The 14,723-nt window shown below is 62.1% G+C and carries 10 protein-coding genes; 6 read left to right on the top strand and 4 right to left on the bottom strand.

Features of this window, described 5'->3' with window-relative positions; all coding sequences use genetic code 11:
* The 3 genes from FJ418_RS23760 (at position 1) to FJ418_RS23750 (ending at position 3,100) form a co-directional block, all read left to right on the top strand.
* Positions 1-624, top strand: coding sequence for a poly-gamma-glutamate hydrolase family protein (locus FJ418_RS23760; RefSeq protein WP_140869790.1), 624 nt, complete (start codon positions 1-3; stop codon positions 622-624).
* A gap of 130 nt (positions 625-754) precedes the next feature.
* Positions 755-1,822 carry a calcium:proton antiporter gene (locus FJ418_RS23755; RefSeq protein WP_246683199.1) on the top strand — a complete coding sequence of 356 codons (1,068 nt, stop codon included), beginning with the start codon at positions 755-757 and terminating at the stop codon, positions 1,820-1,822.
* 411 nt (positions 1,823-2,233) lie between these two features.
* Entirely contained in the window at positions 2,234-3,100 is an 867-nt protein-coding gene (locus FJ418_RS23750) for a class I SAM-dependent methyltransferase (RefSeq protein ID WP_140869784.1), read from the top strand.
* A gap of 2 nt (positions 3,101-3,102) precedes the next feature.
* Here the strand turns inward: FJ418_RS23750 and FJ418_RS23745 are convergent, their stop codons facing one another.
* The 3 genes from FJ418_RS23745 to FJ418_RS23735 are packed head-to-tail and all read right to left on the bottom strand — an operon-like array spanning position 3,103 to position 7,564.
* The gene (locus FJ418_RS23745; protein ID WP_140869781.1) at positions 3,103-3,873 is read right to left on the bottom strand and encodes a glycosyltransferase family 2 protein; all 771 of its coding nucleotides are present in this window, start codon (positions 3,871-3,873) and stop codon (positions 3,103-3,105) included.
* 32 nt (positions 3,874-3,905) lie between these two features.
* Entirely contained in the window at positions 3,906-4,763 is an 858-nt protein-coding gene (locus FJ418_RS23740) for a UbiA family prenyltransferase (RefSeq protein ID WP_181167068.1), read from the bottom strand.
* A 59-nt stretch (positions 4,764-4,822) separates the two neighbouring features.
* On the bottom strand, positions 4,823-7,564 hold the full coding sequence (locus tag FJ418_RS23735; protein WP_140869776.1) for a hypothetical protein: 2,742 nt from the start codon (positions 7,562-7,564) through the stop codon (positions 4,823-4,825).
* Between the two features lie 229 nt (positions 7,565-7,793).
* Between FJ418_RS23735 and FJ418_RS23730 the strand changes: the two genes are divergently transcribed.
* Together FJ418_RS23730 and FJ418_RS23725 are read left to right on the top strand one after the other, a co-directional pair.
* Entirely contained in the window at positions 7,794-8,621 is an 828-nt protein-coding gene (locus tag FJ418_RS23730) for a sulfotransferase (RefSeq protein ID WP_140869773.1), read from the top strand.
* Between the two features lie 126 nt (positions 8,622-8,747).
* Positions 8,748-11,300 (top strand): glycosyltransferase, encoded by a 2,553-nt coding sequence (locus FJ418_RS23725; protein ID WP_140869770.1) that lies wholly within the window; start codon positions 8,748-8,750, stop codon positions 11,298-11,300.
* Positions 11,301-11,309: 9 nt separating this feature from the next.
* Here FJ418_RS23725 and FJ418_RS23720 read toward each other — a convergent pair whose 3' ends face one another.
* A complete protein-coding gene (locus tag FJ418_RS23720; RefSeq protein WP_140869767.1) occupies positions 11,310-12,218 on the bottom strand; it encodes a hydrogen peroxide-inducible genes activator in 909 nt (302 codons plus the stop codon).
* A gap of 174 nt (positions 12,219-12,392) precedes the next feature.
* Between FJ418_RS23720 and katG the strand changes: the two genes are divergently transcribed.
* Positions 12,393-14,606: a catalase/peroxidase HPI gene (katG, locus tag FJ418_RS23715; RefSeq protein ID WP_140869764.1), complete on the top strand. Its 2,214-nt coding sequence runs from the start codon at positions 12,393-12,395 to the stop codon at positions 14,604-14,606.
* Positions 14,607-14,723 lie beyond the last annotated feature (117 nt).

The following is a 14,723-nucleotide window of genomic DNA, read 5'->3' as shown; positions in this document are numbered from 1 at the left end:
ATGGACAACGAGTTTCCAAATTTTGCGGCGCTGAAAGCCGCCAAAATCGAAAACATAGATTATCGCATAGTCGTCCGGCGCGGCGCGCGAACCGGCAGTGCCATCGTCATCGCCCCGCATGGCGGCAAGATCGAGCCCCGTACCTCCCTGATCGCCGAGACGATAGCAGGGGGCGATCTCGATATGTATTGCTTTGAAGGGCTCATGCCGGAAAGCAACCGGGAGCTGCACATAACATCCAGGAACTTTGACGAGGCAACCGCGCTGGAACTGTTGCGGACGAAGTCCACTGTCGTTGCCATCCACGGTCGCCAGGATCGGGATGATCTCGCGACAGTCTACATGGGCGGCAAGGACGCCGCGTTGGTTTCAGAGATAGCCTGGCGTCTGCAGGAGGCCGGCTTCCAGACAAAAAAGGATAACCATCCGTTTCCGGGTATCCAGGATTCGAACATCGTCAACCGAGGACTGACGGGCAAAGGCGCACAGCTGGAAGTGCCCTTCTCGCTGCGCCGTCGAATGGGGAACGAGTCGGAACTTCTGGAAAGATTCTGTGGGGCGGTTCGCAAGTCCATCGAGGCATTCGACGCCAGAAATGATGCCCGATCCTCAATCGTGTTTTGAACGGTGCGCTTGGCGGGCAAAGATACCCGTGAGAGGTGCTCCCTACGCGCTTTTCCGCTAAGTTGGCGCAAACGCGTGGCGTTCGGGGGCTTGAATGACTGGTTACGGGCGGTCGGTGACTTCCTACACGATGCCGTTGGCCGCGCTGGCGATGGCTCTCGCGGTCAGGGCCGGCGGCCTTTCGGTCGACGAAGGGTCGCTGAACGCCAGGATACTGGTTGGAGCGCTGTCGAGCGCCATCATGTTCACCACCATTTTCGTGGTGCTCGACCACGCCGAGGCGCTCGCCCGGCGCATAGGGGAGCCCTACGGAACCCTGGTGCTGACTTTTGCGGTTACGGCAATCGAAGTGTCGATCATCGTCTCGATGATGCTGCATGGAGCAAACAACCCCACGCTGGCGCGCGAATCCGTTTTCTCGACGGTGATGATCACCTCCACTGGCGTTGTCGGCATCTGTCTCACGCTTGGCGGCTGGCGCTATCGCAAGCAGGCGATCCTCCGACAAGGCACCAACGCATACCTGTCGGTTCTGATCGCGTTGACCGTGATGACGCTTATTCTTCCGACCTACACCCAGGCTACGGATCCCGGCACGTTTTCGGCGGCTCAGCTTGGTTTCGTCAGCGTCCTTTCGGTGTTGCTCTATGCGAGCTTCGTGTTTGCCCAGACCGTCCGGCACCGGGAGGACTTCGTCCAGGGACAGGCGCACGACGTTCCGATGCGAACCGCCTCCCACAAAAGCATTTTCGTCAGCGCCCTGCTGCTGCTGAGCGGGCTCATCGGCATTGTCCTGCTCGCCGAGCAGGTCGCCGCGAGCGTGGAGGATGCGCTCGCGGCCTATAAGGTGACCCAGGCCGACAGCATCGTGGGAGCAATGATCGCGGCACTGGTTTTGATGCCGGAGGCGATCTCGGCGATCCGCGCCTCGTTCAAGAATGAGCTGCAGCGCAGCCTGAACGTCGCGATGGGCTCGGCCTGCGCCACGATCGGCTTGACGATACCGGCGGTCGCGGCCGCCAGCCTGCTGACGGGCAGAGGGCTGACCCTGGGGCTTCCGGCCTCCGATGCCGTGCTTCTGGTGCTGGCGCTTTTCATATGCAGCGTCAGCTTCAGCACCGAAAGAACGACGTTCCTGACCGGCATGGTGCACGTCGTGGTGTTTTTCACCTATGTGTTCCTGATCTTTGTGCCGTGAAGGCTTAGAATGACGCGAAAACGACTCGCGAAACGATTGACACCATCTTGCGACCCGCAGACGCGCCCGGCTGTTGCAACATCGTCAGCCACTTGATAGGCATCAGCAGTGGCGAGAGCTGCCAAGTTCCTGACGCAAGGCGCTGGTGAACAATTGAGCGTATGTCGTCCGCCGCCTTGCAGTGGCCAATTGCTATCAGGGTGTCGGCAAATCGTCTTTTTGATGATGTCATAGCCGCGGCGGTTCGCAAGGCCATTGAGGTACTCCATGCCCAAAATGGTGCTCAATTCTGTCCTAAAGCCGCGCCGCCATTCACTGAAAAAGTGCGCACCGATTCTCTGTTCGGAATTACGTCGAAACGAAGAGACCGAGCGGCTCTGCGAGCCGTGTTGAGAACTGGAGTTAATCCCGATGCCGTCGTGGTCGAGAAAGGGTCTGTGGCCGCGGCGAGGGGAGGCGACCTCGAAGGCTGGCGCAAGCTCTTTGCCGGGGGAACTGCCCGTTCCGCCGTTTGAGATGCGGCAACTGGTCGGCCCGACCGACCCAGCGATGTTTGATAATCCAAGCGGTGCGCCGGTCTTTTCGGGGATGCCCGATGGCGCCTATGACAATGTGTTCGACTTCGGCTCGGGCTGCGGCCGGCTTGCTAGGCAGATGATGCAGCAGTCGGCGGTACCGGCGAAATACCGGGGCATCGACCTGCATGAAGGCATGGTGAGGTGGTGCCAGGAGAATTTAACGCCGGCCAACCCCGATTTCACCTTCGCGCATCACAACGTCTTCAACCCCGGCTTCAACCCCGATCCATCCCTACCGCGTTTCGCGCCGTTCCCAATCGAGGACGGCGCCGCGACATTGATGATTGCCTGGTCAGTCTTCACTCACACCACTCAGCGGCAGACCGAGCATTACCTCAAGGAGGCGGCGCGCGTCCTCAATGATTGCGGCATTCTAATCTCGACATGGTTCCTGTTCGAGAAGCGGAACTTCCCGATGATGCAGGATTTTCAGAACGCGCTCTACATCAACGAGTTCGATCCGACCAATGCGACCATCTTCGACCGGACCTGGTTGATAGACTTGCTTTCGAACAGCGGTCTACAGGTAACGCTGGCAAGGCCTCCGGGGATACGCGGCTTTCAATGGGAACTGCACATCCGCAAGAAGGGGCACGGTGCGCCGGTCGAGATCGGCGAAGATCTTGCGCCTTATGGCAAGAAGCCGCCGCCGGTTGTCGCCCAGGATCCGTCCAAGATCGGCATTCCTGACCGAGAGTAACTTTAGGCTGACAGGCGAAATCGGATCAGATACCAGAGCGCCTTGACCCCGTCGCGCCATCCGATTTTCTTGCCCTCTTCGTAAGTGCGGCCATAATAGCTGATGCCGACCTCATAGATGCGCAGGCCGCCGGCGCGCGCAATCTGGGCGCTCATCTGGATTTCGCAGCCGAAATCGTCGCAGGTGAGGGTGAGCCGCTCTTTGACCGCGCGGGTGAACATCTTGTAGCAACATTCAATGTCGGTCAGCGTTTGGTTGTAAAGCAGATTGAACGTCAGCGAGATGAACCTGTTCGCCACATAGTGGTGGAAATACAAGGACCGGTGTGGCCGGCCGTAGAACCGCGAGCCGTAGACCACGTCGGCAACTTTGCGCCTCGCGATAAGGTCGTACATGGCCGTCCAGTCGGTTGGATCGTACTCGAGGTCGGCATCCTGGATGACGATGACGTCGCCGCTGGTGGCCGCAAATCCGGTCCGCACCGCGGCGCCCTTGCCGCTGTTTTTCTCGTGATAGATCGGCCGGATGATCGTCTTGGCGGCCGGTCCGTCATCGATGACGACGAGATTGTTGCCCGCATCGACTTTTATGCTGTGGCCTGAACGAGCTCCGTCTGGAAAATGGGTGCGCAGCCATTCACGGGTTCCATCCGTCGATCCGTCATCGACGACGATGATCTCTTTCCCAACGGCCGGCAGCGCCTCGCTGACGATGGCGAGCACGCTGGCAAGCGTCGCAGCCTCGTTGAAGACCGGGACAATGATCGAGAGCATTGATGCGGCGGAGGTCGGCTCTGTTCCCGGACTCATGATCTCGACAACGAGGTCAGCGTCGCCACCACCATCACAATTCCTATGACTGCGTAGAGCGCGCGGTAGCAGCGCTGGAGGCCGACCAGGCTTTCAAAAGTCAGGCCGGCCCGCAACGCGCGCAGCGATGCCACGAGATGCAGTGGGTAGAGCAGCGCCGCCACCGTGAGCACGCCCGGCACGAGGCCAGACGCCGCGAGCGCTACCAACAGGGCATAGGCCGCTGTGAAGAGGACAAGGCCCGCAATGAAGCTTTGCGTCCTGCCGAAGGCGACCGCATTGGTGCGGATGCCATTCAGCGTGTCGCCGTCATGGTCGCGTGCTTCATGGGTGAAATGGCCGGCGCTGAAGACCAGCCCGAAGAAGCAGCTGACGAGCAGGCCGCGCGCGTCGATGGCGGAGAAGGCCGCGTAGCCGAGCAGGAAATGCAGCATGCCGCCCGCAAGATGAAGCCCCGAGTTGAAGAGCGGTGTGCCCTTGAGGTGCAAGCCAGGCGCCGAATAGAGGGCACTCAAGCCGGCGATGGCCAGTCCGATGCAGAAAGGCGTCGCGCCAACCACCCTGAGCAGCAACAGGCCGAGCGCCAGCAGCGAGAGCGCCAGATACCCGACGTCGCTTCGCGACAGGCCTTTTGCGGCAAAAGTCCTTGTCGCTCGCCTGGGATCGTTGAGATCGCCGCCGATGCCGGACCAGTCGTTGAAAAGGAAGACATGCGACACCAGGCAAAAATTGCCGGCAACGAGGATGGCGACCTCAAGCGTGTTGGTTATGGTCAGGGCGCTGATCGAGAGGATCGCGCCGATCAGCGGCGCGCCCTGAAGTGCGCAGACCTCGTCGAAACGGATGCTGGACAACAGCCGGGACCACCATCGTGGCCTCGCCGAGCGAATCGCAACTGCCGGTTCCAGCGGCGTCATATGCCCCCACATTTCTGCTCTGACTCGCCGGAGCGGCACGAGAGCGCCGTTTGCATCGATTGGCTCGCGACGTAAAGCCTTAGCCAGAGTGCATATCCGAGTTCCTGTGACCAGTAGAATCGCCGCACCGAAGCACTGAGGTCGTTGTGATAGAAAAGCGGTGGCGCTCGATTGAGCAAGGAAAAATTCTCCGCGGCGATTTTGCTCAGAAGATCGATCGTCTCCAGCCGGGTCTCCTTTGTTGGAGCGCCATTTTCCATTTGACGCACAAGCTCAACCATCCTAGCCCATACATCCTGACCGGAAACGCTGGCCTGCAGCCGCGCCGGCGATATCTTCAGCGCGCAGCCGGCCTTCTTCAGGTCCGGCAGCCGCAGGGCAAGAAGAAGCGGCGCCTTGGCGTAATAGACCCAGACATCGTCATCATCCGCCTTGCGTGTCATCGCCTCACATAGCGCCTTTGCCGTGCCGGGGTTCTGTTCGGCAAGCAGCATGTAGACATGCATCTGGATGCCGAGATCGGCGGGGTTCGGGTCCTTGCCCGGGTCGAGGCACTGATAGCTGTCGCGCGGCGCGAGCCAGGTCCGGTAGAGGCCGTCCGGCCTTTTATATTGATCGAGCGTGGCGAGCGCCGTCGACAGCAGCTCCCTCCGTGGGCCAGGAGCCGTCCTCCAGACGAGGGCGGTGTCGTCCGCATCCGGGGTGATGGCGCAGCCAAGAGTGCCGATGGTCGGTGCATCGGGGCGGCCATGATAGCGGACGAGGCCGTTCGTCTCGATCTGGCTGGTCAAGTAACCGCGTACCAGTGTCGTCGCACCTTCAAGCCCGGTCTGTTGCGCGACTGGGCCTAGCACATCGAGCATCACCGCATTCAGATAGGTGTTCAGTTCGGCATGCGGCTTGTCGAATGCTGTGCCGGCGGTGAAGGACGTCAGCCAGTAGCCGGGCGCTTGCAGGCGTGAAACCAGGACCTGAACGGCTCGCGGAAAGGCTTCCGCCAAAGCTCGGTTCGGCGCCAGCATAAATTTGCGCTCCATCAGCAGGCGATGCGGTCCGCCGGCCTGGCCGCGAACGAGCGCGGTCACCACATGCTGGCCGGGCTTCAATTGATCGGCCGGGAAGGCGAGGCGCCAGCCGGCCGGACTTGATGCCCGCAGTGTTTGGACAACATCGCTGCGCTCGAAGAACTGGCCCGTTCCGGCTACGATTTGGCCGTCGACCGACACGGCGACGTCCGTGGGTGTTTTCCTGTCGGCGAGTGCCCAGCCCAGGACCTCGACCTGGCGCACGGCCGCATCTGTCGGACTATCCGGCGGCGTGGCTTCGACAACATTGATTTCGTCGACACTGCCGTACAACTCGGTGAAGAGATCCATGGGCGCCGGCGGGTGCCTCAACTCGGCAATAAAAGCCGCATTGCCGATCTCCCACGCCGGCCGCGTCCGATCCGGCGCCTTTGCGGCGACCAGCACCTTGTCGGACTCGCCCGTATACCAGAATGCGCCGATCGCCTGGATGCCGATCGCCAGCCCGCCGGCCAGCGCGAACGCGGCGCGGCCTTTCGACGAAAGCGCCGCCAGCACCGGCGGCAGCATCCATATCAGCATTGGAACGATTTCGGTCAGCCATCGCGGCCCCCAGGACGCGCCCTGCCGCCAGTCAATGAAACCATAGAGGGTCACCTGCACAGCCACGGCAATGGCCATCAGGATGGTGAGGCCACGCATCTTCGGCTCGCGCAGAACCGGGATCAGGAACAGGGGCACGAACAGCAGGAACGGCGAGAAGACGAAAAGGCCGCGCATCGGGCTTAACAACAGGCCGGCGATGCCTTCGATCGTGCTGTCGCTGTAGCTCAGGCTTCGATCGATTAAGGCATAGGCGCCTGCGATGTTGCCAACAAGCTCCAGATTGTAGGCGACGATCAGCGCCACCGGGATCAAACCCGATATAACGAGTAACGGCGCTTTGCGCCCTGCCCACCACAGGCCGTAGAGTCCGAGCCCGGCCGCCAGAATAGTGTCAGGCTGGCGGTTGACGGCGATGAGCGCGCAAAAAAGGCCGGCTGCGGCGACGCGAAGCGGGCTCACCGGTCCGGTGATCAAAAGCATCGTCGCGACGATGAGGAGTTGGCCAAGCCCGTGCATCCACAGCGCCTGGCTGCTGATCACCCAGGTCGTCGTGCCGAAGGCGTAGAGCACAGTGAGGAGCGTCGCGGTTTTGGCCTCGCAGCGCCGCCGCAGCACCAGGTAGAAAAACGCGACCGATGCGGCCGCGAGCAAGGACGCACAGAGCTTTTCCATGATCCTGGCGATCCTGTCGAGCAACAGGGGGTTCCAGTTCCTTGCCTCGAGATAGCTGACCGCCGGCAAATAGAGCGGCGCTATCAGCACGGGAACTGCGACCGGATATTGCGAAACTAGGTGACCGCCGCGCCCTTTCAACATCCAATATGCGTTGGTGCCTTTGCCTTGAACCGTGGGTATCTCTCGGCCCTGCGCGACCGTGTCGACGATGGGGTCGAGAAGCACGCTATGATTGCGCCAGATGGAGAACGGCAAGTATCGCGCGCTGTATGTATCGCCTGCCGGAATAGACCGCATATTGGCGTTGAAGACGACGAAGGCAACCAGCCCGAGCACGACGGCGACAGCGAAATCCCTGAGCGTACTGCGCCGGACTGACTCCGTTGATTGTTCCTGCCCTGGCGTACGGGCCGAATATGCTTCGGTTGGCAATGACCCTGATCCCCAGGCGACTTGGCAGTCGTATATCGGCGCGGCTCCTATGCTTCAACAGCTGTTTCCGCGCATTAACAAAAGACTGCGCGCCGCACCCATCTTGCGGTCCTCGGCCTCGGAATGAGGTTGCCTGTGCCCTCACCCCACCGAAGCGTCCAAGAACAAACTGTTCAAACAAACATTATGATCTTGAAGATTGGTTGCGACGCCGTGCAGTGGAGAGGTGATGGGCGACCAAAGTACCTCTTCGGCAGGTTTGCGAACGAACGGCACGGACAATGCCCGGCGGGTGAATCTGTTTGGCGTCGGGGCGCCACGCACCGCCACCAGCAGCCTGGCCGCCATGTTGGCCAAGACACAGCAGGTTTTTGTACCGGAGGAGAAAGAGGTCAACGGCTTCGGCATCACGCCCGAACTAACCGAGGCACTTTACGATCTGCGTTTCGCCGACGCCCGGGCGCGACATCGATACATCGCCGACATCTCACCGATTTACTTCTCGAATGAACGGGTGCCCGCGCGCATCAAGTCATACAATCCGGACGCCAAGATCATTGTCACACTGCGCGAACCTATATCGCGCATCGTTTCGCAATATTCTCACATGCGGCGGCAGACGACCGACGACGCTTCATTGGCTCCCGACCTTCAGCTTGACGTGAACGGATACATCCGCAAGGGCCTCTTCGATCTGCAGGCCGGCGCGTTCAAGCCGAATTCCTGGTATTCGGCCGCGCTCAACATCACCCACTCCTTCTACGGGCGCAATCTCGCGCGGTTCCGTGATTGCTTTGCCAGCGAGCAGATCCTGGTCCTGATTTATGAGGATCTGCTGCAGCCGCGCTGGTTCTGGCAGCGAGGCCGATGGCATAAGGACCTGCAGTCGTTCCTCGGTGTCAAGGTAAACGAACGAGCGTGGGAAAACCGGGCGACGGATGAACGGCTGACGGTTGCGCAAGACCTCGTAGCCGAACTGAAAGACCTTTTTGCCCCGGAGATCAGGATCGCAGCGGAGTTCGTCGGCCGTAACCTGCCGGCTGTTTGGGGATATTGAACCGGACGCACGCTGCCGCTAAGCGGTCGTGCCTCGGCCCGCTTGCGTTCGGCCTTTCGATATGGTCTCACGTCCCGGTTCAAGCATGGACCGCAAGTCGAAGGCAGTCCGGGACCTGGAGTTGATGTGGCACGGACCGCGTTTTTCACGATCTCGTCCTGGAACTATCTGCACTATGCGCGTGCGCTTGCTGCCTCGCTCGCGGCATACCATCCGGATACTGCACGCATGATTGCCATCGCCGATACAAGGCGCGACGACCTGACCGGCGGCGATTTCCCGGAGTTCGATGCTTGCGTCTTCTTCGACGATCTCGACCTGCCGGATCGCCGCGCCTTCAGCTTCCGCTACGACGTCATGGAACTGAACACGGCGATCAAGCCGACTGTGTTTCGCCGGTTGTTCGCCGAAGGATATGACCGTGTCGTTTATCTGGACCCGGACATCATAGCCTATCGCCGCTTCGACGAGATGTTCGATGTCCTGGACCAGGGCGCTTCGGCGGTGCTCACCCCGCACGCGCTGGCGCCGAACCTCAACCCGGACGGGCCGAACGATCTAACATTCATGCAGGCGGGCGTCTACAATCTGGGCTTCATGGCCTTGGCCAACACGCCAGACACGCTTCAGCTACTGACATGGTGGGAGACGCGGCTGCGTACCGAATGCGTCTCCAATCGGCTCGCCGACGGACTTTTCGTCGACCAGAAGTTCGTCGACCTCTGGCCGGCCTACTGCGCCGGAACGCACATCCTGCGCAACCCGGCCTACAACGTCGCTTATTGGAATCTCGACACCCGCTCGATCGAGCGGCATGGCGATGCTTATGAGGTTGACGGCGTGCCGCTTGCCTTCTTCCATTTCAGCGGCGTGGTTCCCGGCGACAGATCAATCTTGTCAAAGCATCAGAGACGATGGAAGCCCGACAGCACGCCTGAACTGGAGAGCCTTTTCGACGACTATCACGCCCGTCTCGAGATATTCGGGCGCCAGACATTCGCATCGATCCCCTACGGCTTCGGAACCTTTGCCGACGGAACCGGCATTCCGACTGCCGCACGGCGGCTTTTCCGCGAGCGGTTCGAACCGTTTTCCGGCGATCCTTTCGGGGATCTGCCGTCCTATCTCAATCGCCCGGCCGATCTTGTTCCCAATCCCGGCGATGCGATCACATGGTTCATGTACGCGTTATGGAAGACACGGCCGGACTTGCAGGCCTATTTTGATTTGCGCGGCAACGACTCGCAGCTGAGCTACGCCGACTGGTATGTCCGGGAAGGGGCGGCAGAGTCCCGCATTCCCGCGGCGTTCGTGCAGCCGGTGGCAAAACGAATTTCCGGCCTCGGCGCTCAGGACAAGACAGTCGCCAGAAGTTCGCGGCTCGGCGCGGGCTTGGCGCGCCTCGGCTATCGCCTGCTGATGAAACTTCAGCCAAGGATGAGATGGTTCTACCGGCGAATCCCGTCGGCCGCGCGCAAGCGCTTCCTCGATGCTGTGTTCCGGCGCGCCTGGCCCGCGGCCTTCGGCGGCGGATCGGTGCCGCTCGGGCAGGGCATTTCGCTGATCGGCTACCCCTTCGCGGAAATGGGCGTGGGCGAGGCCATGCGGTCGCTGGCACGCTCGATCGAGAGCGTCGGTGCCAACTATGAGGTCGTGAACTTCGACGAGCAGGTGCGTTCTTCCCAGAAGGATCGTACGCTCGAGAATAGGCTGACAGATGCGCCGTCGAAATCTGTCAATGTCTTTTGCGTCAACGCCGACATGCTGATGTCGACCATGCGCGGCGTCGGCACCGGTGTGCTCCACAACCGCTACAACGTCATCCGCCCTTTCTGGGAGCTGTCGCGCATCCACCCACGATGGATCGAGGGCCTCAAACAGGTCGACGAAATCTGGGCGCCCACGAGCTTTGTCGCGGATGCCTTCATCTCAGGTATTGATCGCGAGGTGATCCATATACCGGTCTCGGTTTCGGTACCATCGGATGTGCGGCCGGACCGGGACCGTTTCGGCATCTCGACCGACGCGACCGCGTTTCTGTTCGCCTTCGACTTCTCATCCTACCCCGCCCGCAAGAACCCCGGGGCGGTGCTTGAGGCCTATCGGCGGGCGTTCGCGGCTGACCGAAAGCGCAATGTCTCGCTCGTCATGAAGACGATGGGGCAAAGCGCGGAGAAGGACGATATCCTGGCCGCTATTCGCCGCCTTGCACAGGACGACGGCAGGATCGTGCTGATCGACAAGGTGCTGACGCGCGCTGAAATGCATTGCCTGACCGCCTCCTGCGACGTCTTCGTCTCCTTGCACCGCTCAGAGGGTTTTGGCCTGGGAATCGCCGAAGCGATGGCTTTCGGCAAAGCGGTGATCGCCACGGACTTTTCGGGTAGCAGAGATTTTGTCAGCGACAAAACCGGCTTTCCCGTTCCGTTCCGATTGATCGATGTCGAACCGGATCAATACCCCTATTTCGTCGGCGGCCAGCAATGGGCCGATCCCAATATCGACGAGGCCGCGCGCATCATGGCCTCGCTCGCCGACGATCGCGACAGGGCGATCACCGTCGGGGCTGAGGCAAAGTTGTTCATGGAGACTTTCCACAGCCCGCAGGCTGTCGGCAGGATCATCGACACTAGGCTGCAGCAAATCTACGGCCACCGCAACGCGCTGATGGGGTGGTGAGGGAGCCCCTCACGCCGCAAGCACCGCCCGATCCAGCCCGCGTATGATCCGCGCCAGTTCCGCGCACTCGTCCTGGCGCACCTTGTTCTTGCGCCAGGCCATGCAGATCATGCGCTGCGGCATCGGCTCCTGGAACGGCACGATCCTCAGATCCGGCATGACCCCGGCGGCACTTGCCGCCATTTCCGGCACCAGCGTGACGCCGAGCCCATGCGCCACCATCTGCAAGAGCGTCGTCAGGCTAGTCGCGCCGTAGCTTGCCATCGCCACCGGCCGCACATTGCCGCAGACGGCCAGGGCCTGCTCGCGCAGGCAGTGGCCTTCCTCCAGAAGCATCAGCCGCTCAAGCGCCGGGCTCTCGGGCGGCACCGGCGGCGAGGCGAAGGCCGGATCGCCGGCGGGAACCGCGAGGAAGAAGCGGTCGGGAAAAAGCGCTTCGGTGACGATCGCCGGCTGATCGAGCGGCAAGGCCGCTATGAAGGCGTCGAGCCGGCCGGTGGCCGCGTCCTCGACCAGCGACGCGGTCACCGCTTCGCGCAGTTCGAGCTGCAGGGCAGGGTAGTGCTTTTTCAGCTCCGGGAGCACATGCGGCAGGAGATAGGGCGCGACCGTCGGGATCATGCCCAGCCGGAAGCGTCCTTCCATGGTCGGGCGGCCGCGCCGGGCAGTCGTCTCGACGTCACGTATATCGGCCAGAATGCGCTCGATACGCGGCTGCAGGGCGAGCGCCTCGTCGGTCATGCGCACCGCCTTGCCGCCGCGCTCGAACAACAGGCAGTTCAGCCGCTCTTCCATCTCGGCGATCTGCGCGGAAAGGGCCGGCTGGCTGACGCCGGCAAGCTTCGCTGCGCGGCCGAAATGCAGCGTCTGCGCCAGCGCGTCGAAATACTGCATCTGTCGGACGGTGAGGCCAATCATAAGAAAATCCTATCAAATGAAACAGGAAAGGCAATTTGTCTTTATCGGCTGGCCGGCCTAGTCTGGAATCGTTCCAGGTTGGCGCGGCCAGCGGCCGCCCCCGAGAATTTCGGGAAAATTCAACCTCGGCAAAATTCAACCTCGGCAAAAACCTCTGCAGAATCGGAGACTAAGATGGACGCCAAAACCGACGATAACAGCGCTGGCAAATGCCCAGTGGCGCATGGATCCGCCGGCCGGACCAACCGTGACTGGTGGCCGAACCAGCTCGACCTTGCCGTCCTGCATCAGCAGTCGAACCTGTCGGACCCGATGGGCGAAGATTTCGACTACGCCAAGGAGTTCGCGAGCCTCGACCTCGATGCGGTGGTCAAGGACCTCACCAAGGTCATGACGGATTCGCAGGATTGGTGGCCGGCCGACTTCGGCCATTACGGGCCGCTCTTCATCCGCATGGCTTGGCACAGCGCCGGCACCTATCGCATCGGCGACGGCCGCGGCGGCGCCGGTGCCGGCCAGCAGCGCTTCGCGCCGCTGAACAGCTGGCCGGACAACGCCAATCTCGATAAGGCGCGCCGGCTGCTGTGGCCGGTCAAGCAGAAATACGGCCGCAAGATTTCGTGGGCCGACCTTCTGATCCTCACCGGCAACGTCGCGCTGGAATCGATGGGCTTCAAGACCTTCGGCTTCGCCGGCGGCCGCGCCGATGTGTGGGAGCCGGAGCAGGACGTGGACTGGGGCTCCGAAACTAAGTGGCTCGGGGATGAGCGGTATTCGGGCGACCGTGAACTGAGCGGCCATCTCGGCGCCGTGCAGATGGGCCTCATCTACGTCAACCCGGAAGGCCCGAACGGCAAGCCGGATCCGATCGCCGCCGCGCGCGACATCCGCGAGACCTTCGGCCGCATGGCGATGAACGACGAGGAAACCGTGGCGCTGATCGCCGGCGGCCATACCTTCGGCAAGACCCATGGCGCCGGTGACGCCTCGCTGGTGGGCGCCGAGCCCGAAGGCGCGGGCATCGAGGCGCAAGGCCTCGGCTGGTCGAGCAAATACGCCTCCGGCATCGCCGGCGACGCCATCACCTCGGGCCTCGAGGTCATCTGGACGACGACGCCGACCAAATGGAGCAACAACTTCTTCGACAACCTGTTCAATTACGAATGGGAGCTGACGAAGAGCCCGGCCGGCGCCCATCAATGGACGCCGAAGGCCGGCGCCGGAGCCGGCACCGTTCCGGACGCGCACAACCCCTCCAAGCGTCACGCGCCGGCGATGCTCACCACCGACCTCGCGCTGCGTTTCGACCCGGCCTACGAGAAGATCTCGCGCCGCTTCCACCAGCATCCGGAACAGTTTGCCGATGCCTTCGCCCGCGCCTGGTTCAAGCTCACCCACCGCGACATGGGCCCGGTCGTGCGCTATCTGGGTCCGCTCGTGCCGAAGGAAGAGCTGATCTGGCAGGATCCGATCCCGGCGATCGACCATGAGCTGGTGAGCGAGGCCGACATCGCTTCGCTCAAGGCCAAGATCCTGGCCTCCGGCCTCTCGGTCTCGGAGCTGGTCTCGACCGCCTGGGCTTCGGCCTCGACCTTCCGCGGCTCGGACAAGCGCGGCGGCGCCAATGGCGGCCGTATCCGGCTTGAGCCCCAGAAGGACTGGGAGGTCAACCAGCCGGCCCAGCTCGCAAAGGTGCTGGCCAAGCTGGAAGCTCTCCAGAAGGAGTTCAACGCCGCGCAGGCCGGCGGCAAGAAGGTCTCGCTCGCCGACCTCATCGTGCTCGGCGGCGTCGCCGCGATCGAGAAGGCGGCGAAGGACGGTGGCACCGAGGTGACGGTGCCCTTCACGCCGGGCCGCATGGACGCTTCGCAGGAGCAGACGGATGTCGCCTCCTTCGCTGCCCTGGAGCCGAAGGTCGATGGCTTCCGCAATTATGCTCGCGGTCGGTTGCCGATGTCGGTCGAAGCGATGCTGGTCGACCGCGCCCAGCTCCTCACGCTGACGGCGCCCGAACTGACCGTACTGGTCGGCGGCCTGCGCGTGCTCGGCGCCAATGCCGGCGGATCCAAGCATGGCGTCTTCACCGACAGGCCGGGCACGCTGACCAACGACTTCTTCGTCAATCTGCTCTCGATGGCGACCGTCTGGGATCCGGCGGCCGGCTCAGAGCCGGGCTCGGACGAGGTCTACGAAGCGCGCGACCGCAAGACCCAGCAAGTGAAGTGGACCGGCACCCGTGCCGACCTGATCTTCGGCTCGCATGCGCAGTTGCGCGCGCTCTCCGAGGTCTACGGCTCGGCCGACGCCAAGGCGAAGTTCGTCAAGGATTTCGTCAAGGCCTGGACCAAGGTGATGAACGCCGACCGCTTCGACATCGCCACGAAGTAAGATCGTATCCTCCCAACGAAAAAGGCGCGGGTCATGCCCGCGCCTCAGACTGCTGACAAACCTCTGGCATTTGCCGGGGGTTTTTGATTCACTGGGTCATGTTGAAGCGACCCGCCC

Source organism: Mesorhizobium sp. B2-8-3 (assembly GCF_006440815.1).
GTDB lineage: Bacteria > Pseudomonadota > Alphaproteobacteria > Rhizobiales > Rhizobiaceae > Mesorhizobium.
Note: the sequence above shows the minus strand (reverse complement) of the source record. Positions and strands in the feature narration are given on the sequence as shown.